Below are 23,864 nucleotides of genomic sequence, written 5' to 3' on the forward strand. Positions count from 1 at the left end.
TTCCCCATTTCGGCACTTACCGCCTATTCAACCCGGTCGGCGTCGTCATGTCGCGCGCTGTCTTCGCGCAGCGGATCGCGAGCAAGATTGGCAAATTCGCGCAGAAATGCCTTCGAACTGTCCTCAGCCAAGCGTCCGGAGAGGGTTCCGATCAAGAGCTCGACATCGGCGTTCAACTCCATCGGGTCGAGCGAGCCCGCGTCAGCCTGCTCAAAAATTGCGTCGTTCAAGGCCTTGATGTCCGCTCCGAATGCGCCCCGGACCTCCTGTCGCCGCAGGAGGACCGATCCAGGGGAAGTTCCAGCCTCGTCTTGGATATCCGAAGTGCGATCAAGCCGATGTCGAGGTCGTGGAGATCCCTGATAGACATTACGATCCAGCTTCGCCTGATCTATCTCGATACGGACGTTCTCGACCTCCATGGGACCGGAACCGCGCGCAGCTGGGCGCGTTGCTGGGGGATTGGCCGTCGTACCGGGTCGCTTGTTCTGCTCAGCTTTCTGGTTTTCCTCCCGAGGCTCGTCCTCCGAGACGCCGGCTTCGCGCGTTTCGTCGAGATCCAGACGCTGACGAAGTTCATCGAGCGACGAGATATAGACATGACGTACGCCCTCCTTGACGATGAAGCGGACGCTCTGTGCCTCCCGGGGTCGCTCGATGGCACCCAAATCGACGTCCATTCCGGCGCCCGACAATTGGCTCGCCGTTCTTGCGAACGGCGTTGTTTCAGGCGCTGGCGCGCCGGGCCAGACGGCCTCGCTATCAGCGATCGTCCACTCGACCGGCTCCATGCAGGGCCTGATTACTGGCTTGAACTTCTGAACCTTCGAAAACATCCGCTCGCCACCCGAGTCGAGCTTCATGATGCGCATGAGCGGCATGCCGGTGACCTGAAGGATCGCTTCCTCCGGCTTCATCATCATCAACGTGTTGACGGGAAGAAGGTCGACCGACACCGGCACCTTCGAGATCGATCGTTGCCTGCGACCATGCCGATGGGAATAGGAGGACTGCTCTACCCACTCCGTCGTCCTTCCGGCGGCGGCTGAGACGGCGGCCGCGTCCTCCTGGTTCTGGAAGTTCATGAACAGCTTGATCGTCGAAGCTCCCATCAGAATCTTCTGGCCAGAGCGCTGGTAAAGCCGCTCGAGCTGGGCACCGTCCTGCAGGATGAAGACGAAGCGAACGCCGTTCTTGCGGATCAGCGGCGCAAGAGTCAGCACGGTGTCTATGCGGCCGCCATTGCCGAACTCGTCGAGCATCATCAGCACTTCGTGCTCGCCATTGCGTAGCGGTCCCATCTGCACGAGCTTGTCGGCCATCTGCTGGATGAACATCGAGATCAGTCGCTCGTAGATCTGCATCGCGTTCCAGTCAGCCTGGATGAAGATCACCAATTTTCGCGTTCTGATCGTGTCGATCGGGATCGTGGTAATCGAGGTCAGCGCCTCCACGAGAGGGTTCTGTAAGAAATTGAGCTTGGCAACGATCTCCGCCGCGATACCTTCCCCGAGTTTTTCGTGCCGGCCGGCAAACTTCGTGAGCTGCATGCGGGTCTGGTCGGAAAGGACCGCCTCGTAGTTTTCCAGCAGCTGGATGATCGCCTTCCGCTCGTCCGACATCGAATTGAGAATGCGGTAGAGTTCGCTCAGCGACTTGCGGGTATCAGGGCATTCAAGCACGAAGCCGAGCATCGCCGTGAGCAGAATTCTGGCACTCTCCTCCCAGAAGTCGGAGGAATCGGACCGCAGGCGCTCCGGCAGCAACATCTGCGTCAGTTTCTGCAGGTCGGTGATCCGCTGGTTGGGATCGGCACTGATCAGGTCGAGTGGATTGTAACCGTCTGTAAATTTGGATCCTGGTGCCAGCAGGAAAATCTCGTAGCCCCGGTCCTTCAGATAGCCCGACGTCTCCTCGAACAGCTCGCCGCTCATGTCGAGGACCATCTGCGATCCCTTGAAGCTCATCATCGTCGGAATGACGAAGCCGCGCGACTTGCCCTGTCCCGGCGAGCCGATGACCATAACATGCTGGTCGCCATCGTTGCGCAGAAGAAGGCCCTGCTTGAGACCGAGCACAATCCCGTGCTTATCGCGCAGCCGGAAATCGGCGGCATCTTTCAGGGTCGCCAGCCGCGCCTTGCCCATGATCATGCGCTGGCGTTTCTGGATCGCCGCCCCAATCGGAAACCCAACCAGCGCTCCCGCCGCGGCCAGACCGGCGAGCGCCGCAAGCACTATCTGGCGTGACGGCCGCTGAAACGTACCGGCCGCGTCGGTGGCTCCAAAGGGGACCTGATACATCGCCGCGAGATGGGCCCCATAATAATCGGCGATAGCGGCATACCCACCAGCTCTGCTTGCGACGAGATAGAAGACAACGCCGTAGACGATCACGGCGGCATAAGCAGCCGCGAAGATGAGTGCGGTATGCGCGATCAAGGTGAACATCGACCGGATATGCAGGAGGTAGAGGATCTTGCGCGACAGCGCCCTGCCGCCTTTGAGCATCCACAAGCACAAAAGGAAAAACAGAAACGGCGAGGCCAGGACTAGAGCCAAGATCGAGAGTCCGACGGTGTTTCGCGCGCGGATGACCGACCATGTGTAGGCAATACTGTCGAGAACGCGGGCCTGCGCAATGTAGTCGTAATAGGAGGTCGACCCGAAGGATGTGACGTACAGGTCGTAGATCAGCGTGAAGAACAGCAGCCATATCAGCACGGCGCCGAGAACGGCGACCGGGAATGTGAAGGCCGAGACCTCCTGAAACTTCGTCCACTTCGGGCGTTCAGCCTCTGCGCCCGTGGATACGCTTGCCATCTTCGTCCACCTCGTCTGCAAAATAGATCTCGCTGACACCGCGGCCGCCGGCAGCATCGCTCTTCTTCAACTGGACCACGATCGGGATGATCGAGCGGATGTAGCGGATGATGTCGTCGCGCTCCATGCGAACATTGCTGTTGAGCACCAGGGTCGACAGCCGGTTGAAGGCATGATGCGGAGAATTCGCGTGGATGGTCGACATCGATCCCGGATGACCGGTGTTGATCGCGTTCAGGAAGTCGAAAGCCTCGTCGCCGCGTAGTTCGCCCATGAAGATCCGGTCGGGCCTGAGGCGCAGTGCAGAGGCCAGAAGGTCGGTCATCGTGACTCGCGCCTCGCCCTGGCCGCCTTTCGAGACGAGCAGCGAGACGACGTTTTCCTGGCGCGGTTCAAGCTCGGCCGTGTCCTGCATCAGGATAAAACGCTCATGGTCCGGGATCGCCGTCAGCATCGTATTGAGGAATGTCGTTTTGCCGGTGGACGTGCCGCCCGAGATCAACATGCTGCGATGGTTGATCGCCGCGAGCTCCAGAAACGCGCGCGTCCTTCCGGCCCGCAGCAGGCGCGATAACTCGATATCGACATCATCGATATAGTCGTCTCCCGTCACCTTGGTGAAGCGGAAAGCTCCGGCTCTCTCGTAATCGTCGAGGTCGAAGCGTCGGATGAATTGCTTGCGGATGGAAAAGGCGTGACCAGTGGCCGACGTCGGATTGAGCACGAACTGGACGCGCTCGCCGTCGGTGAGCGTCGCCGAGAGCAGCGGACGTTCGGCATTGACGGTCTGCTTGGTGAACGAGGCAGCGCGGGACGCCATATGGCGGATCGCCTCCTGATCAAGCCCATCGATCTCTTGCCTGATCATGCTGAGCTGGCCGATCCGCTCGAGCCAGATTTCGTTGCTGCGCTGGCAAGAAATCTCGACCACCACGGGATCGTCGAGAAAAGGTCGGATGGGTTCGAGCGCCTCGGAGAGAAAATGCTGTTCGGCGGAGATCGACAGGCGCGCGTTCATTTGGCGGCCTTCTTTCTGCGCAAGCGGTCGAACTCTTCGCGCACCGGGTCCGGATAGAGATCCGAGAAATCAAGGTCCCGCGTCACGAACACCGTAATATCGGAGCCCTGAGCAATATGGATCGTCGGCTTGATGTTGCGCGTATCCTGGAAGGCCTCGGTCGCCAATTGCTGGATGCCCGATGCGATGGTCTCGGAGGCGATCTCGCGCGCGCGATCCTGTGACGTGGTGCCGTTATCCTGGGGAATGCTGGTCACGGTTCCGTCCGTATTGACGATCGTGATGTTGCGATCCTGTTTCTGACCGAGCTGGGCAATGTATTGCGTCACCCCGCCGATCATGGTCAGGAGCGCCGGCGGTCCGAACCGCTCCCAATATTTCCGATCGACGACACCTGTCATGCCGGAGCGGCCGAGACGGTCCGTACCGTAGGAGCCGAGCTGGACCGAAACGCCGTCGCCGCGGATCATGCGCGTCCAGACGATGAACAGGCGTTCCTGGCCGCGTTCCACACCAGACTTGTAGTCGCCGATCAGCGAGGAGCCGGCGGGTATCAGGATGCGCCGGCCGTCGAAGGAATAGACATCCTCTCGGACGATCGCCTTCACCATGCCGGCAAGGTCGGAATTGACCGCCGTCTCCAGCGTGCCGCGGATCATCGTGCCCTGCGGGATCCAGGCATCGATACGGCGGTTCTCGGCGGCGACCGAGACCTCCACCCCCTGGCCACCCATCGCTTTCAGAAAGGCGCGATCACCATCGACCGCCCCGCCAGTGTCCCCAATCGCCGTAGATGCTCCGGCCGTGCTGTTCGCCCCGAACAGACCAGCTCCTGAAGTATCGGACGAAGCCCGTGCTGCACCGTTCGTTTGTTCGGACTGATCGAAGACAACGGCTGTAGAGCGCACGCGCTCGAGAAGCTTAGCCTGCCGGGCGAGCTCGATGCATTTTGGATTGTCCGGGTTGTTTCCCCTTGAGCAATCGACATCGACCGGCGGCGCGATCTGGACCGGGGCCGGGATCACAGGGGCCGGCGGAGGGGGGTGGTGGCGGAGGTGGCGCCTCGGGCACCTGGACAGTCGGCAAGGGCGGCGGCGCCGGCGGATTGAAACCTTCGTTTCTCGGCGCCTGGACCGGACGGAACTCTTCCCGTGGGGTGTTGTCGACTGTCGGTTCCCGCTCCCCGCCGGAAAACAGGAAATAGAGAACGACGCCGATGCCGGCGATCGCCGCCACCGCGGCGACCGGCCGCATCAGCCCGATGCCCGAGCGCCTCACCTGCCCGCCAATCGCTGTGTCGTTTTCGATGGAGTGATAGTTCGGATCAGACATCGTGCCTCCCTATCGTGATTTTGATGCGGCGCTGACGCCCGCCGAGCCCAGCCGCTTGGGCGCCACCGCTCCCTCTATCGGCGCCGGCACATCGGCTGGAGCGGTCTTGAGATTGAACAGGCAGGTCTCGTTCTCGGTGCCGTAGCGCAGCGTCCACTGCCGCGAGACCGTGTCGATGACGATGTAGTCCGCCTCACGGCGATAATTGACGAGGCTCTCCCGCCGTTTGTTATCGACGATAAAGATCGCCGGCACATCGCCGGTGAATTTCATGAAGGTCTTCAGGCCGTCGTCGAACACCCACAGTGGCTTGGCGGTATCGCTGCCCTTGAAGCCATAGTCGTAATTGACCTTGTCACGGCGGATGTTCTTGATGTTGGGATTGCGCTCGGCGTCCTGCGCCTGCTTCCAAAGCTCGGCCGTGCCCTTTAAACCAGCGTCTTCTGGGTACATGAACTGCAGCTTGAAGGTCTGGTTCTGGATGGCCTTGCTCTCGTTCACCTCCAGATCGAACGAATAGGTGCGCTTTGTGGTCACGACCGAGAGGTTGGTCGGCGCGTCTTTTTCCATCGGCTTCAGGGTGAGGGAGCGCCTGTCAGCCGATGTGAGTATCTGCCAGGAGACCGTGTCACCGGCGACGACCTGCGTGATCTCCTCATCGGCACCGAACAGGATGGTCGTCACCATCCCGTAAGTGCCGGTCACGACGAAGACCTGCTCGGCCGAATAGGGCAAGGTCCGCACCCGAGGATCGAGCCTGCCAGGCCGGGCAATGAGCTCGGCCTGCGCCGATGATGTTGCCAGGAGCAGTGACATGATCATTCCAGCCATCCTCCGACTCATTGAACGAGCCCCGAAGGCATGGTTTCAGGAACTTTCACATATTCGGTGACCACGAAGCCGAGCGGGTTATAGAGCCTAACCCGATTGCTGGCAGGCAGATTGATCTGCCGGTAGCGAACCGTCGCGGACCACCGATTGACGACCTCGCCTCCCCGCTCCCGCTCTCTCGTCTCGAAGCGCACTGACATGGTCGAGGCGTTGAGCGGATTGACCGACAGGATTTCCGGCCGGATCTCGCCAGTCGTTCCCATGGTCTTGACCGGGCCTCTCGGATTGGAAGGGTTCATCCACTCCGAATAATCCTTGAAGGCTGCCGCATCGGGATCCGACCAGAGGGCGATCATGTCGAAGTTTTCGGAGAGATAGCGGGGATCGTAGGTCTCGCGGCGGATGACGTAGTTACCCACAAACGAGGCGCGAACGGCCTGGATTTCGGAGACGTTCGAGCGGTCCTTGTCGAGCGTCGTCACTGTCTCCATGTAGCCGGTGTTCTTGTCGACGATCAGCGGCACGACCTCGGTTCGAACGAGCGGAAAGAGCTGCGCAACGGAAAAGGACAGAACGCCCGCGACGATCCAGCCTGCCACTGCAAAGACCAGCAGGATGAGACCGATCAATGTCCGCAGCGAGCGGTTCTTCTCCCCCCATGAGAGGTGTTGATCGTAGATGTCTTGCGGGCCGGGGACACGATCGGCCGGCGCCGGCTTCAATTGCCTTTTGAACAATGCCAAATCTCAAACCTCGAAGTCGCAATGAGTAAATCTCTGATCCTCGTCGCCACAGCCTCATTCGCTGTTGCGACGGCGATTGGTAACATACGGCCGAGAGCGCCGGCGCCCGCGACACTGCCGCGACCCGCAAGTGCCGCGGCCGTCACGGCGCCCCTTGGGCCGGCTAGCGTGCTAAGTGCTATTGCCGCAGCCTGGCCGGCGCGGGAATTACTGGAGGAGAGGCGCCTGCGCGCGGTATTGTAGGCCGTGTCCACGCCACCCCCGCCCGGAACGCTGGAGAAGGCCGCGCCGTAGGCGAAGGTCCGGGCGAAATCCGGTACCTGGAAGATGAAATAGGAGATCAGCGCGAGGTAGAGCACCATGGCGAGCACGATCGCCAGTGCGTTCTCCTTGGTGGCCATGTCGCCGTTGATCGTATCCATCATGCCGATCAGGAATCCGAACGACAGCCCGGCCATGATATAGGTAAAGAGCAGCATGAACATGCCGTAGGCAACGCCCCTCACCCAGGCGTCGAAGACAAAGCGGGTAATGCCGAAGAAATAGCAGAGAATGGCGATCGGACCGATTGCAAGCATGACGGCGGTGATCATCTTGGCAAAGAGCGTGACGCCTGTGAGGATCAGCAGCATCGGCAGCAGTCCGAAGACCAGCACGATAAAGACGACGACGGCGCCTGTCACATTCGGCAGCCATCCGGACTCGTAGGAATTGAAGAGCTGCATGGCAAAGTCGTAGACTTTTCGCGACATGCTGGCGACTTGCTGGGCGATGTCCGTTCCGGCCGATTGCCCACCCATCGCTGAAGATATCGCGGATCCCAGATCCTGGGGCGCCGACAGCACGAACTGGCCGATATTGTCGTAGAAGAGCGCCCAGGACATGATGAGGGCATAGGCAAGCGTGATCTTGAATGCTGTGATCGCCATGTCCTGAAGCGAAACGCTAGACAGTCCGAGCGCGCCCCAGAGGAAATAGAGGATCAGGAATATCGCGAGGATGCCGGAAACGAGGTTGCTGTTTTCGGCAAACAGCCCCCAGGCCCTTTCCAGAGAGGCCTCGTTGATCTTGTCGAAATATCGAAGCGCGTCGCCATAGAAATTTATTGCGTAGCTGACGGGATCCATGTGTCATCCTGAAAATTATTGACCGGTCGCATCGGGCCGCAATCGTGCTTGACGGCGCCCGCGACCGCATTCTCAACGGCCGTGGTCGTGGGCTCGGATACGAAACCGAGTGCCGGCACAGGGTTTTCGTCAGCCGAGCATTTCGCGAGCTGCTCGTACTTTCCGGCGCAACCGGCGAGCACTGCACCGGTGAACATCAAGACAAGAAACGCCCTCACTGGTTTTGATCCTCAAGGGCCTTCAGCTGATCGCGAACCGAAGCGCCTTGCGTCTGCGTCGCACCGTCACGCATCACGCTGTCGGGAAGCGGGGCGAAGGTCTTGAGGTTCTGCGACGACGTTGCAAGGGCTGCCTTGTACTGCTGGTTCAGGAGCATGACCTGGTTGTTCAGCGAGCCGACAGCCTCGTTGGCGGTCTGGTTGCCCTGAAGCACCATCTGGGTGTTCTCCTCCAAGGCCCCTTTCAGATCCTTCGCCGTTCCGATCTGCTGTGTGGCCTGCATGAACGAGTTCTGCCGATCTTTCGTGGCGCTGTTCATCGCGTCGGTAAGGGCCGTCAGCGTCGTCAGGGCATTGATCCCCTGCGAATAGGCCTGGTTTGCGCCCGAGAGTTCGCCGCCCTTGACGGTATCGACCACCATCTTCACGAGGTTGAGGCCGTTGATCAGTTTGGCTGCGGTGTTCTGGAACTGGCCGCCGATCCCACCGAACACTGCGGCGTTGCTCGATAGCACCGTGCTAAAGTCTGGCGCCTGTCCCATGCTGAAGCCATTGCCGGTCGCGAGCTTTGCAAACTGGCTGGCATCCTGCGTCCGGTCTCCGGTGATCGCTTGAAGGGTTTTCGTCGTGTTGTCTTTGACGACGGAGGTGTCCTGCTGGATCTCGGAGGACAGGCGCTTAATGTCCTGACTGATGGAGATGTTCTCCGAATCTTTGACGGGGACCTGCGCATGTGCGTGTGAGACGAGTAGGATGGCGAATGCCGGTGCGATCACTGCTGTCTTCATATGCCTAACCTCACTTCGTTGTTCAGTTTGCTGTCGGCCGGGAATCGACGACCGTGACGAGGCCGAGTGCTGGATCCTGCATCGCCGTGAAGGTCGCAACCGTGCCATTGCTGCGCGCCTCATCCTGCAGGTCGGACAGCCAGCGCTGGATTTGTTCGGTGGTGGCAGAGGTCGGCACGGCAAAACAGCGCGTGCCACCGGTGTCGATGATGTTGGTCGGGCACCGAATCTCGGCCATGACAAGCGAGCCGTCGTGATCTCCGGAATTTCCACCACCACTGCCGCGCAGGCTTGCCGACGACGATTGCAGCCCCGCCTGCAGGCGCTGGAGATATTGCTGGTTCGCTGCGATGGATTTTCCAAGCAGATCGTTCCACACCGAACCTCGCTCGACCTGCGCCTGCGTGTTGCGGTCGACGGCCTTCTTCAACTGCTCGCCGCAGCCATTCCCGTAGCTGGCGGTTTCGGTCTCGGTTGGGGCCTCCGTTGGCGTCCGATCGCCATTCTGAGCCTTGTTGCGGGCATAATAAGCAGAGACCTTTTTGACGTAGTCCTGGGTCTCCGGAATGTTGGGAATCTGGCCGTTCTGCAGCGACAGCCGATAGGGGCCGGCATTGTAGCCGGCGGCGATCAGGTCGTAGCGGTCGCCGAACATCCCCTGGAGCTGCTTGATGTATTTGACGCCGCCGCGAATATTGTCGCGCGTGTCATAGGGGTTGACGCCGAGCTGCGCGGCGGTACCCGGCATCAGTTGCATGACACCGGTGGCGCCGACCGCCGACCGTGCCGATTGGCGGAAGCGGGACTCCTGCTCGGCGATCGCCAGTGCGAAATTCGGATCGACACCCTGCCGGATCGCCTCCTCTTCGACCATGCTGGCGACTTCCTGCTGGCTCGGCGTCCGCTGGGCTGGCGCAGCCGGTGCAGCGTTTCCACCCATGCCGTCGGCCGAGCAATCGGCGGGCGCCCCCGAACCCTGACCGGGCGCGAAGCTATCGGTCGTGCCGCCCGAGGCACCTTTGACCTTGCGAGTATCGGCCTGATAGGACTGATACCAGTTCAGGGTCGCCTGCTGGATCTTTTGCCGAGCGTTGTCGATCACCGGTAGCTGCGCATGGCCCGCGGTTCCGGCGAAAAGTGCGACGACGGCGAAAGCGCCGGCCGCGGCTCTCTCAAGACGCTTTGCGTTGCTCATCGACCGCCACCCCATCCCAGTCGCAGAATTTCGACAGCCAGTTTTTTGGATCGTCGCCATATTCGTCGAGCAGCATCTCCACCTCGCGGACCGTCTCCTCGCGACCGGACAGCACCTTGATGAAGTCCGGCATGTGAGACATGTCCACGCGGGCGATCACGCTGTTCTTTGCCTGCTTGATCAGCATGAAACGCGAGCTCGGATCGCCGTTCTTCACCCATTCGAACTCTGCCCGCGACAGGCCAAAGTGATCCATGTAGGAGCCTTCATCCGCCTTCGGATTGGCAAAGAAGATGTTCGTCGATGTCTGTTCGATGATCGTCCGGCTGACGCTGGAGCGCACCACATCGTCGGCCGACTGCGTGCCGAAGATGACGAGACCGTTCCGCTTTCGGATGGTTTTGAAGTAGTCCTTCATGGTGCGCTTGAACTCGTCGTCGTCGAGCAGCTTCCAGGCTTCATCCATCAGATTGATGATCGGCGCCCTGCCGTCGTAGATCTCGTCCAGCCGGTGAAACATGTAGAGAAGGGCTGCGGTGCGCACCGTCGGATCGTCGAGGATCGACGTCATGTCGAAGCCGATCATCGGTCGCGAGATATCAAGATTGTCCTCGGCATTGTCGAAGAGCCAGGCGTAAGGCCCCTTGTCGACCCATTTGTCGAGCCGGGCGATCAGGCTGCCCTCGGTCCTCTCGCTGCCGGCGAGCAGTGCGCGCAACGACGAAAGACGGCGGTACGACCTGTCCTTCGTCTTGAGGACGGATTTGATCGCATTGCGGATGATTGATTCTTCTTGCGGCGTCAGGCTTTCGCCTTCCTTAGACGGCTTCAGCATGAAGCTCAGGAGCCCGTAGAGGAAAACGCAGTTCTCCTCAGTATCCTCGAGCAGCAGCGGGTTCCAACCTGACGGCTGGCCGGGCTCCAGCGTCATGTAGGTTCCGCCCGCCGCCCGCACCATGATGTCGAGGCCGCGATCCTTGTCGAAGACGATCGTCTTCAGGTGGGGACTAACGCGGTAGGCCTGCAGGATAAGAAAGGACATGATGACGGTCTTACCCGACCCGGTCGGGCCGAAAACGGTCGTGTGCCCGACGTCACCCTGGTGGAAGTTGAAGAAGAAGGGCGTGCCTGACGTCGTCTCGAAGATCGTGATCGCCGGCCCCCAGTGGTTGCCGTCGGGTTTGCCATAGGGATAGGCGTGAAAGCTGCTTAAGCCGGCGCAGTTCAGCGTTGAGATCAGTGCGCGGCGCGCGATGTAGGCCTGGTTGCCAGGCAGTTGCGCCCAGTAGGCGGGCTCCGCATTCAGGTCCTCGCGGACATAGGAGGCGCCGAGTGCGCCAAGTTCGTTGCCGATCAGGGCGACCGCGTCGTCAAGCTGGGCTGTGGTTTTCGCGATCGGCATCACGGTGAGATGATGCTCGGTGAAAGCGACCCGTTTGCGGGCAAGTTCGTCCCGAGCGATGTCAAGGTTGGCCTGAACACTCGATCCGCCTTCGTCGGCCTTCGTCATCTGGCGGTCCAGCCGTTCGATCCGGCTACGCGCCGTCATATCGTCGACAAAGGACATCGACTGGGTCAGCACCAGCTCGAATGGCAGTTTAAGGACATAGTCGAGCATACCGGCACCGGTCTCTGGCGGATATTCTTTAAGAGAGACCATCGCCGCGTAACGATCGTCGTCCGATCTGTCGCCTTGCAGGTGAATGACGCGGTTGCCGATCGATGTCCTGCGGGCCGGCAACATCTCGTCGATCGGAATGTTTCCAAGCCGGATCGGCCGGACGCGTCCGCCATTGAGGAGCGTATAAAAGAACTCGCATTGTTCGGAGAACCAGACTTTGCGGGCTGCTTCGTCAATCACCATGTCTTCTGAGACGTCGCGGAAGATCGTCCTGTTGTCGCCGACGTCAACCTGTATGCGTTGCACGTCGCGCAGAACCTTCGGGGCATAGACGGAAAGCGATTTCTCCAGTGCCCGCGTCGCCTCGATCAGCTTGTCGCGCATTGCCCGGAATTGTTCCTTGCGCACGATCGTGCCGCCGGCGCCCATGAGGCGGGAAAGCGCCGAGCCCTTCCGGAACATTGGGCGCACGACGAGGGAAACATAAGTGTCGTTCACGAACATCTCGTTCTTCGAGATGCTGGCCTGATAAACGTGATCGAGGCGCTGCATAAAGGGATCGGCGAAGACGGACGGCAACGACGGCGCGACCTTACGTCTGACCACATGCGTATAGAGTGCGAAGCTGCCGATCGAGGAGATCGCACGGAAGCCGGCGTTACGCTGCCGCTGCAGCATGTTGATCGTTTCGATATCGGCGGTCTCGAAAGAAAAGCCGGTGAGCTTCAGGGTCGAGACGAGGCAGTCGTTCTTCAGGCGAATGATGCCGTTTTCGATCGGCACATAGAAAGGGACGTGGGTTGCGACACGGCGATCCGCGAAAATTTCCCAACCCTTCGATAGACTGCCTTTCAGCGATCTCGCCATCGTGTTCATCGCTCACACCCCGTAGGTTCTGACGCCACCACCGAGCTTCCGGCCAAGCGGGTTGACGCCACACATGCTGAGGCGTCCGACAATCTCGAAGAACCAGAGGTCGAGCTTGACGGTGAGCACATAGAGAATGCCGTGCAGGACGACGAACGAGACCGGAAACCAGAGGATGGATCCAAGGATCATGAAGGCCATCAGCGAGACGAAGCACTCAGCGAGGAAATAGGTGTAGGGAATCCCCATGACCGTCGGCGGGCGGGTCAGCGCGAGGATGACGGGATAGGATTCGATATAGTCGTCACCACCGTCAGCGTCGTTTCCTGCCGCCATGGTCATGCTCCCCCGCCGGCGAGGAAGTCGACGAGCTCGGCTGCGGCAAACATGCCGGCAAGGCAACCGGCGACGCGCAGGAGGGCGCCCCAGGACCAGTATCCGAAGGCAGCGGCGAGAAACATGCCGATGAAAGCGATTGCTCCGACAGATCGACCGAACGGGCCGGTGAAGAACTGCACCAGGCGATCTGCCGCCTGTTGCAGACGATCGAGGTTTTGCGCCGCTGCCGGCTCGTATTGACTGATGAGCAGGATCAAGCTCGCGGCAACCACGATAGCGGCGTTGCCGAGCCATTTTCGCCTGGCCATGGAGGACCAGGCAACGCTGCTGTAGAGAATGGCCGTCTGGACTGCCAACGCGATCGGATTCATCTAAACACCTCTTCCTTGACAATTTTGACCGGCCCACCGGTGTTCTTCCGCTCCTCCTCATGTTGAGGACGAACGTCTGGCGGGATCGGCGTTGCGGCTGAGAAAACAAGCATGGGGGATTTTGCCCGCTCGGCAGGCCCACTGTGGCGCGGCGAGCTGGAAACATTCGCCGAAGTTCGGGTTGTGGGCGAGACAATCGGCGTGGCCGCTGTGCCGGTGTAATACCCGACGACACGGGTGACGTAGTCGGCGGTTTCGCGGATCAACGGCAGGGAATGGCGAAGGTCCACGTTGGGCTCGCCTGCATTATAGGCGGCAGCGACCAGCACAGGATTTCTGTACTTGGCGATCAGAACGCGAAGAAACCGCGTGCCCGCGCGGATGTTCTGTTCGGGATCGGTCAGATCAGTCGCACCGAAAGCATCACCGATCCGCGGCATAACCTGCATCAATCCGACGGCGCCGGCGGGGCTGACGAGGCGTGGATCGAAACTGGCATTCTCGGCTCGCATGACCGAAAGCACCCAATTCGGGTCAACGTCCTCCTTTCCGGCGATTGTCAGTGCGAGCCTGGCATAGCCCTCCGGGACTCCGGATAGAAGACTGGGACGGGCCTGTGTCGGCGTCGCGCTGACATCGATCTGAGGGTCAGTTGCCGGGTCGTTGATCGGAGGACCGGACGACTGATCGTGCGCGTAGACGCTGATAAGCGAATGCACGGCGCTGTCGCGCCGTGCATTCGTGCTGCCAGCCGCATCTCCGGATGATCGCCCAGCCCTGTCCGACCCTTCGATCACATCCAAGGGGGCAGCGCTGGATCGGAACAGATCTTCAACGATCGGTCCGTTAAATCGCTCGTCGAAGTTGGTGGAATCGATCGTCGGCACATCCTGCGACGAAGCAACAAAACCAGATGACGCCGGATTTGGTGGCGGTAGGACCGCGACCTTGTCCGCCTTCGGCTCAATGCCGCTCGAACGATGATCGACCTGTGGCGATATTCCCGAACTAATATGACCGCTGCTGTCGTCTGAGCCGGAGGCAAAACCTGTAAGTAATAAGGCCGATGTTCCGGCGATCCACAGTGCGCTTCGCGACCGTGTGTTGTGCGGTCTGTTTTCAGGCGAAAGCGGGACGCGTTCCATGGCTGAACCAGTGCAAATTATACTGCGGTATAAGAATTTGAACTGCATTCCTCCACGGAAATCAACCCAAAAATTTAACTGGAGTGTAATTATGCCGTCGTGGCAAAAGGTAGGAGCGACGGTTTCCCGAGAAGAATCAATCGCGTAGGCGTGACCATTTGTCTGGGTTCCAGCGATACTGGAGCTGTTCGCGGTCACCCAAAATGCGGGCGAGACGTACGGCCGTCCCGCCCTTGACCAGGACCGAACCAGCATCCGCACCTGATCGGGCGACAGAGATTCGGCACACGAAATTGGGCAATTCCGGTTGTATCCTCGTCACCTGATAGCAGGACTCGACTTGGTAGCGTTGGCCATCGTCGGCAATCGACAGGCCCCTCTCCTGGACGGGACCAAGACGCTGGCGTCCGAATTCGGTGCCATATTCCAGCACGCATTCGACGATGTTGTCCCGATAGGCTTTGCAAGCTGTGAGGCTGAGATACGCAAACGGCGCCCGCGGCTGTGGTCGCGGCCCCTCAACCTGATGAGCACATCCGGCCAGCACAGTAATCGCCGCCAGAGATCCGAAGAGCTTCGTGAAAGTCCGCATAGTGTTGCTTTCTAGCTTGCCTGCCGATAACCGGCATTTTCGAGGGCTTCGAGAAAAAGATCGCGGGCAAGCCCGCAATAGGGTGAGGATGGCTGAGCTAGGTGAAGCTGGGTGAGCATCAAACCGAGGTCGAAGATGGTTGTCACGACGTCCTTCAGGTCATCGTTGAAGGCGTCGCGCAACATCTCGCGGCCCTCGTGGCCTTTGACCACGATGGTGTAGTCATCACGTGCAACGCTATGCCAGAGTTCGATCGTGCCGGTTTCGCCGATTTCGCTTTCCGTGTCGCAGACTAGCAAGAGTGCATAATCCGGATCGCGCATTGCGCTTTCCTCTATAGAGGTCTCCCCACAAAACTCCGTCAGCACCGCGTCAGAGGCAAAGAGTAGCAAGCGCTCATTCACTAGAAGGCGCTCTTGGCCAAGTCGAACAAAGCCGTTCATGACCGCGGAGCGGATTGCAGCGGGTGGAAGATTTTCTGCGCAGTGTTCGCAAATCGATGTCAATTGGCCGCCCAGAAAAGCGAAGGCGCTATGGAAGCGATTGACGACGGATCGCTCAACATTTTCGGTCTGGCCGCCCAGCGCCTCGACGAATGCGAATGCATCAAGTGGCCCGTGGGACTTCACCAGTATTTCGCATCCCGGCGCGGACCCTGCGTCACCCAACAAACTCGAAGGGCCAACCACGACAGCGGCGGACCGCGTCTGTGCACCACAGCCCGGGCAGTCCGCTGAAAATGGCACCTTGTACCATTCTTTCGTCAGGAGGGATCGATTGTGTATCAGTGTCAAACCCCATTCTTGAAGAAACTGAATACCGCCTGGTCCGCAGCTTTGACCGAATGAATAACTTATACTCCGGTATAATTTTATCAGTAGCAGATGGCTTGCTCAAGCGGGAAAAAGCCTGATACTTAGACATGTCGGGGTCCGTGGTAGATATGTAGATGCTCGGTTGATCACGTCGCTCAGTTGGCCCCGCTAACGCTGACGGTTTCAATAGAGGCGTTGCCGAAGTCATGTTGTCGCCGTCTTGGTTGTTGCGAAAACCGCAGCAACCAGGATTGCGATTATAACCTTGCCAATTGAGGGAATGTCCAAAGACGCAGACCGCGGGGACGCGCTTTCACCGTTTCGCGAAATGGGTGAATCCCTCATTCACCGATGCGCCGGATCGCTCAAATGCCTGTTCGCAGAATGAGCTGTTCGCTGAGCCGCCCAATCGCGCGCCCACGCAAACACCCATTGAGCGATCTGCGTATTCACCGATTCGCTGATTAACGGGATCGCCTAAACACGCATTCGCCGGATCGGTGTCTCACCATTTCACGGATTTGCTGCTTCGCCGATCTGCCGTTTCACCCGATGGCCCAATCACTGCTCCACTCATTCGCCGACGTACCGATACGCCCAAACGGTGACGCACCTATTCACATATGCACGGATTCGCCTATTCGCACATTCGCAAGCCGGTCCAATCGGCGAACCACCTATCGACGGGTTCGCCCATTCGCCGATTAGCGCAAGCGCCTGATCTCCTAGATGCTGCTGCATTTCACAGCGGCCGGAGACTCTTGCCCCAAAGAGCCGGCTCCCAGCCTCCCCTCCTACCGGCTCGACGTCTCTCCCTCATGGCCTTGTTTCGTTTGAGAAATGAAAGACCGGGAAACCCTCGCTCGCCTTTGAGGCGATCGCCCCTCGGGCGAAACGGCTAATGGTATACCAATAGCCTATCCTGCCATCTTCTAACCAATCGGCCTGGCCACCGTGCCCGAGGCGCCGATGCTGTTGCGAGTCGTCAGACAAAGCAACAGCGATCACAGGCTATGGCCTGTGATCCGCGCCCGAGGAACAGCACGGTGGCCAGGCCGATTGGTTAGAAGATGCTGAAGCGAGCCGTCGTCGTGAGCAGTCGAGAGAACCGTCACCGGAGGTGACGGGTATCAACGACATGCGAACGATGAGACGGCGAGCGCCCCGCAGGAGAGGACGAGCACCTGGAGCGAATGCCCGAAGCATGAGGGCGTAGCGCAAGGTACTCGTCCTCTCCGTCTTGTTTGGGGAAGTCGCGGCAGCGTCCGCTTAACCGGCCCGAAAGGCCGGGCGGTCTCGACCCGCACCACAGGGAGAGGGGAGTTTGAGGGGGAGAGGCGGCAAGTCTTTCTCCTCAAAACCGTGCGCAGGCTCGATGCCTGCAAGCGGTCAAGCCAACGCAAAAGACGAAAGGCGAGAGGCGGCTCCGCCGCCTCTCGCCCTGCAACCTCAATCGTAGACGACGCGCGCAACGCTGATGGCGATGCCGGTCTCGCGCGCAATATCACGGATGATCGTAGCGAGGGGACCGATCTCCGTATCGCTCACAGAGACGGTCGTCGGATAGCTGATCTCGATGCCGTCGCAGTCTGCCGACAGTGCGTTATACCACTCGCCGCCGTCGACCCGATATTCGTGGGTGTCGAAATCGATCTCCAACTCATCCAGCAGGACAATCCTGCAGCGGGCGAGGATTTCTTCCGCACCTTGAAGCTCGCACGAGATCATGCCGTCTGGATCATCTCCAGAAAGCAGCTCGCGCTGCAGATCCATGATGTGGCGCGTCGAGTCGATCGCTGCATCGAGACCGGCCAGCAGGCGGTCGTGGAGCGTCTTTGAGAATTCATCCTCGCAACCGATACGGTTTGCGCTCACGAGAAGCTTGAAGCCAGCGAGCTTGGCATAGAACATGAGAAAGTTGAAATCAGACATAAGAAGCCTCCTTTTCGTTCTGACGAAAAGGCGCCCGCATTGGCGACCCAAGGGGTCAAGGATCGCGATTAGCGACCGCCAGCGGCGGCGAGCGGAGGAACCGATTTTTTTCGTCGTGTCGCGTCAGCGGCGCGGCGGAAAAATTGGAGGGGCCGCGATGTCCTTGAGGCCGCCGGGGCGAATGCGACAATAGGAAGTCAGAGAGAGATAGACCACGGCGCCGGCAGGCGCCGTGACCGCTTGCCGAGCGCAGCCGGCCCTGCAGTCTTTCCGCTTCCCCTGACGCCCGACAATCGCGCTAGGGCGCGGCAACCGCGAGAGGGGCGTGACCCGAATGGGCGGAGACCGCCTGCGGACTCCGTGAGCGAAAGTGAATAGCACCGTCCGCCGCAAGCGGCTCGCCCGGGTCATCCACCAATCATCATCGCCGTGAATCAATCAACACCGGCCGATTCAAATATGTCGTTGGACGCAAAGAGTTCCGTGTCCGATTCTGTGTTCCATGATCGCGCAGCGCTACCAGCTCTATGTCGAACGCACGGACGCCAGGAAGAACATGGCGCGCTACTATGCGATGTCGATCGAGCACAACCTGTTCGGCGAAGCCTGTCTGATCCGCCGATGGGGCCGCATCGGTGCCAGAGGCCAAAGACTGATCCATCATTTCGAGACGGAAGAGGAAGCGGTTGGGCTCTTCCTCCAACTCCTGCGGCAGAAGCGGAGGCGCGGCTACGGCCCGAGATCACGTTTACCGCGAGAGGTGATTGCTTGATCGATGACGGATGGAGGGACGGCCAAGCGATGCTTCGGGCGTGACGCGCCGGTCGACCCGGCGCATCACACCAGGCGACATGGCAAAGGCCTCCCTCAGAAGGGTGGCTCGGCGTCGATTGCGCCTTCCTGCTCTGCGGTGATCACGGCCAGTTCGGCGCGTGCTAGCTCCAGCTCGGATTCGATTTCGCGGCGTTCGGCCGGGTCGATTGCTTCGCGCAGTTCGAGGCAAAGCTCTTCAATGTATTGTTCCAGAAGCATCGTCGTCTCCTTGACGTTTGTGAAAGACGACGCGCGCGGTCATGGGGGCGTGGCGGGGTCAAGGATCGCGCCAGCGACCGGCGGAGCCGGCGAGTGGGGGAGCCGATTTTGTCGGAGCGCAGGGAACCGGAGCGGAGGCAAAATTGGGGGCACCGCTCGTCCTTGATGCCGTCATGCACCCATGACATCCTCGGACGGACTGAGCAGACATTTCCTCTCCGTATCGCACCCGAAACCGAAGGCGGGCTCGATGCCCGTCTTCGGGTCATCTGACCTGTCGCACGTGAATAACTGTGGAGATCCCGGAGTTTCCGGCCATTTGCAGCAGCGTGTCGATGACAGTTCCTGATGGCGATGGCAGGGATTCCGGGTCAAACACGATGCGGAGACATGAAATGACCACCACCAATGAAATCGCCGACAAGATTGCAGGCGAGCACCGCCTTACAAAGGTTCAGGGAAAAGCCATCGTCGAGGCGGTCATCGCCTCGATCACCGCGGCGGCGGTGGCCGGCAACGAGACCTCCCTCCCCGGCTTCGGCAAGTTTAAAGTCAAAGAAACGCCGGAGCGCGAGGCTCGCAATCCCGCGACTGGCGCGACGATCAAGGTTGCCGCCGCGAAAAAACTGGCGTTCACGCCAGCCAAGGCTCTCAAGGATGCGCTGAACAAGTAATCTTGCCAGACAAGCAAAAAAATAGTCCGGCGCCGTGCCGGGCTATTTCCGTTCTGAATTTGCATCAGCGCGCGGACGTCCGCTCAAGGAGATCCTGGATGATCGTGTCGCTGACCGCGTGATGCGCTTCGCGGGCATGGTCGTCCAGCAGCTTGTGAAGAATGCCGGACGCCAAGGGTATGAAGTCGAAACCGCGTGCGATTGCCGCGGTCCTCAGTTGCGACAGTGTTTCGAACTCCCGGAACTCCCTGCCCAGCCAGAGTTCAAGATCCTCGCCATCCGCGTCCGGAAATGCTTGGAGGAAGAACGTCTGAAGCGGGCGGTCGTAGCCGATAGTGGCATCCGGGTCAGCGTGGCGGGATGCGGTTCGGGTGACAGTGATCGTGTAGCGGCTCATGGCGGCCTCCTTTGGAATGAGGACGCGGCCCCGATTTCGGGGCCGGCGGTCCGGTTCAGGCCGGGCTGTTCCAGAGGATGACCTTCTTGCCGGGCTCGCCACCGGGGGCGGGGGCGACGTTGCCGAAGATCACGCCGATTTCGGGTGCTTCGAGCTTCGTAGAGATGTACTCCTCGCCGGTCTGGCGGGAGATGCGGTTCCAGCCTGCGCCGATCTCGAAGCCGGTCTTGCGGTGGATGATGCGGTAGTCCGGGGCTTCCTCGCTCGCCTTGTTGGCGTTCGGGACGAGGGCGATCGGGGCGTTGACGCGGATGGTGGCGAAGATGCCTTCGAGTGTGCCGTCGGTCTTTTCGGTGAGGGTTGCGATCGTGGTAGCCATGGTGGTGTCTCCTTCGTTGCATCGGGACCATTCCCGATGGCGCCCGAAGAAGGGGCCGCGCCGCAGGCGTCACCGGAGCGCAGCGCAGGGGAACCCCTTGCGGGTTGACGCTGGTCGCGGCCGGTCCCTTAGAAAGGCGACATGAAGAACGGGAATGGTCTCTGAGTGCGACGTCGGCGGGAGTCCTGTCGTGGCGACCGGTTTGCGGCCCGCCGGACGTGCAGCGCTCGTGTCGGGCATTGCCGGCGTTCAGGTCAATGCACTCTCGCTGTCAATGGGCTGAACTAGATGCGTCTGATCCGCCCGACCTAGCCTATCGCCGTCTGCACAGACCGCTTCGGTCAACGCTGCATTCGAATTGCCATCCACCCTGACGGGACTTCAGTTGCACTGAAGCTCTTGTGGGTGACCGGGCATGATTTCGGGGCGTTGCTCCGGCGTCCGGTGATGGAGAGGTGCCAAGATCGGTCGAGAACGGCCGGCAGCCTGCCAGCCGACGCTGCCAGGGTCGGCATTGAGCATCGACGGCGCGCCAGCGATACCCAACGGCGGAAGACACACCCGGGATGCCGGCACGCCTCAATCGAGGCGGTTGACTCGGCCGGATCGGCTCCGCGCCTCAGCGAACATGCCGGCAATCTTCACCATGAAGGACTTGCTGAAGCGGCCGAGGATGTCCTGATCGGGCTCGATGTACCAGGAGCGCTCGACGATATCGTAGTTGTACTCGTCGACCATGATCCAGCTCTGCTTCAAGTCGCCAAGGCCGGCGCGCTTGCGCTCGATATCAAGGGATTTCGAGAGCGCTCCGGCCTGCCTGCGGCGGCTGGGTGGTGATGGCCAGAAGCGCCAGATGCGTGTTTCCGTCGCTAGTGCCACGGATCGCGATGACGACGCAGACCGGGCGCTGCTTGCGCCCCTCGCTCGCCGCGCTGCTGCTGCCATGCCCAGAGATAGGGATAGGAGATGACCTCACCGGGGCGGAATTCACGGCTCATCGTCGTAGCCTTCGCCGCGCGCCAACCGATCGAGCGCCTCGTCGAACAGTGCGACATGCTCGTTGGGCATTTCAGAGATATGATAGGCACGGCGCGGATCGCCACCGGTGCGCATGCGCTCATAATGCTCGTAGCTCATCAGCACAAAACGCGGCTTGTTGTGACGGGTGAGAACGACCGGCTCGCGGCTTGCCGCATCGGTGACGTCGCCGACTTGTTTGTTGAGATCGCCTGTCGTGAACTGCTTCATCGATATGGTCTCCGCTTCGGTTTCCATATACTCCATGTTTTCCATATTTTCAAGAAATGGCGCTCACGCGCCGTCTCCTGTCTTCTGCCAGACCGGGATACCAAGGCGACGTGCCTTGTCGGCGAGGTTGCCTGATATACCCGAGCCGGGAAACACGATGACGCCAGCCGGCATGACGGAGAGCATGTCGTCGTTTCGCCGGAAGGGCGCGGCCTTGGCGTGTTTCGTCCAGTTCGGCTTGAAGGTGATCTGCGTCACCTTGCGGGCCTCGGCCCAGCAGGCGGCGATGCGCTCGGCGCCCTTCGGAGAGCCGCCGTGCAGCAGCACCATATCAGGGTGCTTGGCATGCGCCTGGTCGAGCTTCGCCCAGATCAGTTCGTGGTCGTTATAGTCCATACCGCCAGAAAACGCGATCTTGGTGCCGGCCGGGATCAGCACCTCGGTCTCGGCGCGGCGACGGGCGGACAGGAAATCTCTGCTATCGATCATCGCCGCCGTCATGTTGGCGTGGTTGACCTTGGAGCCGGTGCGCGGACGCCAGGACGAACCGGTCTGTGCCTCGAACAGGTCGGCCGAATAGTCGCGCATGAACTCGAACGCGTTACGGCGCTCCAAGAGCGTGATGCCTTCGGCAATGAGGCGTTCGAGTTCGACGCTCTTCACCTCCGAGCCGTCCTGCGCGCGCTGGCCGGTACGCTGCGCCTCCTCGTTGCGGTCGAGTTCGCGCTGGATGCGCTCGCCGGCGCGATGGAAGAGGTTGGGGATCGACCAGAACAGGTCTTCGAGATCGGGCTCCAGCCGGGTGTCGCCGAGCATTTCGGTGAAGCCGTCGAAGATCGCGGTGATGGCCGACTGGACTTGCGGCTCCTCCGGCAATGGCCGTGGATCGGGCTCGTCCTGGAAGGGGCGATAGCCGAAGACCTGCATCTCATAGATGAAGCGGTCGGTGGGAGACGAAGCGTGGTGGGGCTCGAAGGTATCGTCGGGGTTAAGGATCAGGTTCATGATGATCTCCGTTCGCTGGGCCGCGCCTCTCGCGGCCTGACGGCAACCCGGTCACGCGGGCCGAGGCCGGAACCGCAAGCAAAGCGCAGCGGCCCAGCGAAGCGCCGGGCGGCGGAAGAAGGGTTTCTTGCTTCGCGAGGAATGCCGAGTCGCCCTGCGACCGGCAGGGGAAGAAACCCGACTGACCCGCTGAAGGCCCGGAGGCCCGCGTGGTAAGGGGTCGCCTCTCGGCAGGCCCGCGGGCGCGCCCACCCAGGAGGCATCCTCGGACCGTGCTTCACCAAAGCCGCCGGCCCCGCCCACCGGCCCCTTCCGGCCTCATGCGGGCAGATAAGCCATCGCGTCTTCCGGGGTGAGTTGAGCCCGCAGGCTGGCGGTCAGCCGGTCGGGACCCAGCCAGCGCAGATCCTCGTTGAAGTCGCCAAGTTCGGGCGACAGCACCAGCGGCAGGACCCCGCACTCCTGAGCCCGTCTGCTCAATCCCTCGATCCCATGCCGGCCCGCCGCATCAGCGTCGGCCGCGATATAGATGCGCAGGCATCCGGGCGGGAAGCGGAAGGCAGCGAGGTGATTGGCCGTGAGCGCCGCCGCCATCGGCATGCCGGGCAGCACATGCGAGATCGACTGCATGGTTTCGAGGCCTTCGCCCGCCGCCAGGACCGGCACAGGCGCATTTACCGGAAAGCGGAAGCGAACGCCATTGCCGAGCAGCCCGCCCAGCGCGCGGCGGGGATCGTCCAACTTGGCCTTGCCGACCCCATCCGGGTCGAGCCCCGAGGACAAATAGGTGCGGTGGACGCCGGTGATCGCTCCGGCGGCGTCCGTCACGGCTGCGACCAATGCCGGATAACTGGTCGTCCGGCCCGTCACGAGATCGCGGATAGTAGCAGGACGGGTGGAAACGGAGCGCGCCATGGGTGGATGCCCGCAGAATACCACGTTCACGCAGATAGGTGTCTGCGAGCGTACCCGCCAACGGCTGCGTCATTCGAAACAGCCGCCGTGCCCGTTCAGCCGTCGGCCGCTCGACCGGAGAGGCATCACCGCCGCGGGTCCTGCGGGCCGACACCGGTTCGGGGTGGGGCAGACTGAGAAAATGACGCGCCTCCTCGGCAACGTCGCGGAAATCGACGAGGCCACAGGTCTCGCGGACAAGATCGTGCAGATCGCCGAACTGGCCGGTCGCCGCGTCCGTCCAGCGGCCGGCGCGCGGGCCGATCAGATGCACGTAAAGAGACCGGCCCTTGTTGTTGGCGACGTCGCCGACGAGCCAGTAATTGCCGGCCCGGCGGCCGGCGGAGAGATAGTGGCGGCAGACCGACTCGGCGTTTTGCGCGAGACGGTCCGCCAGATCGGAGGCGGAAAGCATGGCA

General features: G+C 60.9%; 24 protein-coding genes and 2 pseudogenes. 2 read left to right on the top strand and 24 right to left on the bottom strand.

What is annotated here, in order from left to right; genetic code table 11:
- Positions 1-23: 23 nt before the first annotated feature.
- The 17 genes from BSK43_RS01250 to BSK43_RS01320 all read right to left on the bottom strand — a co-directional run bounded on the left by BSK43_RS01250 (position 24) and on the right by BSK43_RS01320 (position 17,756).
- The gene (locus tag BSK43_RS01250; RefSeq protein ID WP_047636020.1) at positions 24-2,822 is read right to left on the bottom strand and encodes a type IV secretory system conjugative DNA transfer family protein; all 2,799 of its coding nucleotides are present in this window, start codon (positions 2,820-2,822) and stop codon (positions 24-26) included.
- The gene (gene virB11 / locus BSK43_RS01255) at positions 2,791-3,840 is read right to left on the bottom strand and encodes a P-type DNA transfer ATPase VirB11 (protein ID WP_047636021.1); all 1,050 of its coding nucleotides are present in this window, start codon (positions 3,838-3,840) and stop codon (positions 2,791-2,793) included. Before virB11 ends, BSK43_RS01250 begins: the two co-directional genes overlap by 32 nt.
- Positions 3,837-4,748 carry a type IV secretion system protein VirB10 gene (gene virB10 / locus BSK43_RS01260; RefSeq protein ID WP_246662467.1) on the bottom strand — a complete coding sequence of 304 codons (912 nt, stop codon included), beginning with the start codon at positions 4,746-4,748 and terminating at the stop codon, positions 3,837-3,839. The genes virB11 and virB10 overlap by 4 nt, the downstream gene beginning before the upstream one ends.
- A 13-nt stretch (positions 4,749-4,761) precedes the next feature.
- On the bottom strand, positions 4,762-5,172 hold the full coding sequence (locus tag BSK43_RS35505) for a hypothetical protein (RefSeq protein ID WP_246662468.1): 411 nt from the start codon (positions 5,170-5,172) through the stop codon (positions 4,762-4,764).
- Between the two features lie 9 nt (positions 5,173-5,181).
- Positions 5,182-5,994 (bottom strand): TrbG/VirB9 family P-type conjugative transfer protein, encoded by an 813-nt coding sequence (locus tag BSK43_RS01265; protein ID WP_244509919.1) that lies wholly within the window; start codon positions 5,992-5,994, stop codon positions 5,182-5,184.
- 17 nt (positions 5,995-6,011) lie between these two features.
- Positions 6,012-6,746, bottom strand: coding sequence for a type IV secretion system protein (locus BSK43_RS01270; protein ID WP_047636024.1), 735 nt, complete (start codon positions 6,744-6,746; stop codon positions 6,012-6,014).
- On the bottom strand, positions 6,722-7,873 hold the full coding sequence (locus BSK43_RS01275; protein WP_246662469.1) for a type IV secretion system protein: 1,152 nt from the start codon (positions 7,871-7,873) through the stop codon (positions 6,722-6,724). The genes BSK43_RS01270 and BSK43_RS01275 overlap by 25 nt, the downstream gene beginning before the upstream one ends.
- The gene (locus BSK43_RS01280) at positions 7,849-8,091 is read right to left on the bottom strand and encodes a hypothetical protein (RefSeq protein ID WP_052227961.1); all 243 of its coding nucleotides are present in this window, start codon (positions 8,089-8,091) and stop codon (positions 7,849-7,851) included. The genes BSK43_RS01275 and BSK43_RS01280 overlap by 25 nt, the downstream gene beginning before the upstream one ends.
- A complete protein-coding gene (locus tag BSK43_RS01285) occupies positions 8,088-8,879 on the bottom strand; it encodes a hypothetical protein (RefSeq protein ID WP_047636026.1) in 792 nt (263 codons plus the stop codon). Before BSK43_RS01285 ends, BSK43_RS01280 begins: the two co-directional genes overlap by 4 nt.
- A gap of 22 nt (positions 8,880-8,901) precedes the next feature.
- Positions 8,902-10,074 carry a lytic transglycosylase domain-containing protein gene (locus BSK43_RS01290; RefSeq protein WP_077472855.1) on the bottom strand — a complete coding sequence of 391 codons (1,173 nt, stop codon included), beginning with the start codon at positions 10,072-10,074 and terminating at the stop codon, positions 8,902-8,904.
- Positions 10,052-12,571 (bottom strand): VirB4 family type IV secretion/conjugal transfer ATPase, encoded by a 2,520-nt coding sequence (locus BSK43_RS01295; protein WP_047636028.1) that lies wholly within the window; start codon positions 12,569-12,571, stop codon positions 10,052-10,054. The genes BSK43_RS01290 and BSK43_RS01295 overlap by 23 nt, the downstream gene beginning before the upstream one ends.
- A gap of 3 nt (positions 12,572-12,574) precedes the next feature.
- The gene (locus tag BSK43_RS01300; protein ID WP_244509917.1) at positions 12,575-12,898 is read right to left on the bottom strand and encodes a VirB3 family type IV secretion system protein; all 324 of its coding nucleotides are present in this window, start codon (positions 12,896-12,898) and stop codon (positions 12,575-12,577) included.
- Between the two features lie 2 nt (positions 12,899-12,900).
- On the bottom strand, positions 12,901-13,272 hold the full coding sequence (locus BSK43_RS01305) for a TrbC/VirB2 family protein (RefSeq protein ID WP_047636030.1): 372 nt from the start codon (positions 13,270-13,272) through the stop codon (positions 12,901-12,903).
- Positions 13,269-14,615, bottom strand: coding sequence for a transglycosylase SLT domain-containing protein (locus tag BSK43_RS01310; protein WP_244509915.1), 1,347 nt, complete (start codon positions 14,613-14,615; stop codon positions 13,269-13,271). Before BSK43_RS01310 ends, BSK43_RS01305 begins: the two co-directional genes overlap by 4 nt.
- On the bottom strand, positions 14,554-15,009 hold the full coding sequence (locus BSK43_RS34970) for a hypothetical protein (protein WP_047636032.1): 456 nt from the start codon (positions 15,007-15,009) through the stop codon (positions 14,554-14,556). Before BSK43_RS34970 ends, BSK43_RS01310 begins: the two co-directional genes overlap by 62 nt.
- 11 nt (positions 15,010-15,020) lie before the next feature.
- Positions 15,021-15,803, bottom strand: a complete 783-nt coding sequence (locus BSK43_RS01315) for a hypothetical protein (RefSeq protein WP_244509913.1) — start codon at positions 15,801-15,803, stop codon at positions 15,021-15,023.
- A 1,470-nt stretch (positions 15,804-17,273) separates the two neighbouring features.
- Complete coding sequence (locus tag BSK43_RS01320) at positions 17,274-17,756, bottom strand: hypothetical protein (protein ID WP_047636033.1); 483 nt, start codon at positions 17,754-17,756, stop codon at positions 17,274-17,276.
- Positions 17,757-18,258: 502 nt separating this feature from the next.
- On the opposite strand from BSK43_RS01320, the gene BSK43_RS01325 reads away from it, so the two are divergent.
- Positions 18,259-18,528 carry a WGR domain-containing protein gene (locus BSK43_RS01325; RefSeq protein WP_047636034.1) on the top strand — a complete coding sequence of 90 codons (270 nt, stop codon included), beginning with the start codon at positions 18,259-18,261 and terminating at the stop codon, positions 18,526-18,528.
- 95 nt (positions 18,529-18,623) lie between these two features.
- Here the strand turns inward: BSK43_RS01325 and BSK43_RS34975 are convergent, their stop codons facing one another.
- Complete coding sequence (locus tag BSK43_RS34975) at positions 18,624-18,788, bottom strand: hypothetical protein (protein WP_168600508.1); 165 nt, start codon at positions 18,786-18,788, stop codon at positions 18,624-18,626.
- A 380-nt stretch (positions 18,789-19,168) separates the two neighbouring features.
- Between BSK43_RS34975 and BSK43_RS01335 the strand changes: the two genes are divergently transcribed.
- Positions 19,169-19,462, top strand: coding sequence for an HU family DNA-binding protein (locus tag BSK43_RS01335; RefSeq protein ID WP_275507241.1), 294 nt, complete (start codon positions 19,169-19,171; stop codon positions 19,460-19,462).
- A gap of 64 nt (positions 19,463-19,526) precedes the next feature.
- Here the strand turns inward: BSK43_RS01335 and BSK43_RS01340 are convergent, their stop codons facing one another.
- The 6 genes and pseudogenes from BSK43_RS01340 to BSK43_RS01370 form a co-directional block, all read right to left on the bottom strand.
- Complete coding sequence (locus tag BSK43_RS01340; RefSeq protein ID WP_047636036.1) at positions 19,527-19,859, bottom strand: hypothetical protein; 333 nt, start codon at positions 19,857-19,859, stop codon at positions 19,527-19,529.
- Positions 19,860-19,914: 55 nt separating this feature from the next.
- Positions 19,915-20,238, bottom strand: coding sequence for a DUF736 family protein (locus tag BSK43_RS01345; protein WP_047636037.1), 324 nt, complete (start codon positions 20,236-20,238; stop codon positions 19,915-19,917).
- A 579-nt stretch (positions 20,239-20,817) separates the two neighbouring features.
- Positions 20,818-21,236, bottom strand: a pseudogene (locus tag BSK43_RS01350) (hypothetical protein).
- Entirely contained in the window at positions 21,226-21,486 is a 261-nt protein-coding gene (locus BSK43_RS01355) for a type II toxin-antitoxin system prevent-host-death family antitoxin (RefSeq protein WP_047636077.1), read from the bottom strand. Before BSK43_RS01355 ends, BSK43_RS01350 begins: the two are co-directional and overlap by 11 nt.
- 63 nt (positions 21,487-21,549) lie before the next feature.
- Positions 21,550-22,491, bottom strand: coding sequence for a DUF2493 domain-containing protein (locus BSK43_RS01360; RefSeq protein WP_047636039.1), 942 nt, complete (start codon positions 22,489-22,491; stop codon positions 21,550-21,552).
- 318 nt (positions 22,492-22,809) lie between these two features.
- Positions 22,810-23,860 (bottom strand): annotated as a pseudogene (locus BSK43_RS01370) (toprim domain-containing protein).
- Between the last annotated feature and the right edge of the window lie 4 nt (positions 23,861-23,864).

It is taken from the genome of Rhizobium sp. P44RR-XXIV (assembly GCF_001999485.2).
Taxonomy (GTDB): Bacteria; Pseudomonadota; Alphaproteobacteria; order Rhizobiales; family Rhizobiaceae; genus Rhizobium.

Bases quoted from the DNA above. Each gene is read 5' to 3' on its own strand.
- BSK43_RS01340 (WP_047636036.1), bottom strand. From the start codon at position 19,859: ATGAGCCGCTACACGATCACTGTCACCCGAACCGCATCCCGCCACGCT.
- BSK43_RS01295 (WP_047636028.1), bottom strand. From the start codon at position 12,571: ATGAACACGATGGCGAGATCGCTGAAAGGCAGTCTATCGAAGGGTTGG.
- BSK43_RS01335 (WP_275507241.1), top strand. From the start codon at position 19,169: ATGCGGAGACATGAAATGACCACCACCAATGAAATCGCCGACAAGATT.
- BSK43_RS01300 (WP_244509917.1), bottom strand. From the start codon at position 12,898: ATGGCGGCAGGAAACGACGCTGACGGTGGTGACGACTATATCGAATCC.
- BSK43_RS01325 (WP_047636034.1), top strand. From the start codon at position 18,259: ATGATCGCGCAGCGCTACCAGCTCTATGTCGAACGCACGGACGCCAGG.
- BSK43_RS34970 (WP_047636032.1), bottom strand. From the start codon at position 15,009: ATGCGGACTTTCACGAAGCTCTTCGGATCTCTGGCGGCGATTACTGTG.
- BSK43_RS01360 (WP_047636039.1), bottom strand. From the start codon at position 22,491: ATGAACCTGATCCTTAACCCCGACGATACCTTCGAGCCCCACCACGCT.
- BSK43_RS35505 (WP_246662468.1), bottom strand. From the start codon at position 5,172: ATGTCTGATCCGAACTATCACTCCATCGAAAACGACACAGCGATTGGC.
- virB11 (WP_047636021.1), bottom strand. From the start codon at position 3,840: ATGAACGCGCGCCTGTCGATCTCCGCCGAACAGCATTTTCTCTCCGAG.
- BSK43_RS01275 (WP_246662469.1), bottom strand. From the start codon at position 7,873: ATGGATCCCGTCAGCTACGCAATAAATTTCTATGGCGACGCGCTTCGA.
- BSK43_RS01265 (WP_244509919.1), bottom strand. From the start codon at position 5,994: ATGATCATGTCACTGCTCCTGGCAACATCATCGGCGCAGGCCGAGCTC.
- BSK43_RS01285 (WP_047636026.1), bottom strand. From the start codon at position 8,879: ATGAAGACAGCAGTGATCGCACCGGCATTCGCCATCCTACTCGTCTCA.
- BSK43_RS01345 (WP_047636037.1), bottom strand. From the start codon at position 20,238: ATGGCTACCACGATCGCAACCCTCACCGAAAAGACCGACGGCACACTC.
- BSK43_RS01305 (WP_047636030.1), bottom strand. From the start codon at position 13,272: ATGAATCCGATCGCGTTGGCAGTCCAGACGGCCATTCTCTACAGCAGC.
- BSK43_RS01355 (WP_047636077.1), bottom strand. From the start codon at position 21,486: ATGAAGCAGTTCACGACAGGCGATCTCAACAAACAAGTCGGCGACGTC.
- BSK43_RS01290 (WP_077472855.1), bottom strand. From the start codon at position 10,074: ATGAGCAACGCAAAGCGTCTTGAGAGAGCCGCGGCCGGCGCTTTCGCC.
- BSK43_RS01250 (WP_047636020.1), bottom strand. From the start codon at position 2,822: ATGGCAAGCGTATCCACGGGCGCAGAGGCTGAACGCCCGAAGTGGACG.
- BSK43_RS01320 (WP_047636033.1), bottom strand. From the start codon at position 17,756: ATGTCTGATTTCAACTTTCTCATGTTCTATGCCAAGCTCGCTGGCTTC.
- BSK43_RS34975 (WP_168600508.1), bottom strand. From the start codon at position 18,788: ATGCTTCTGGAACAATACATTGAAGAGCTTTGCCTCGAACTGCGCGAA.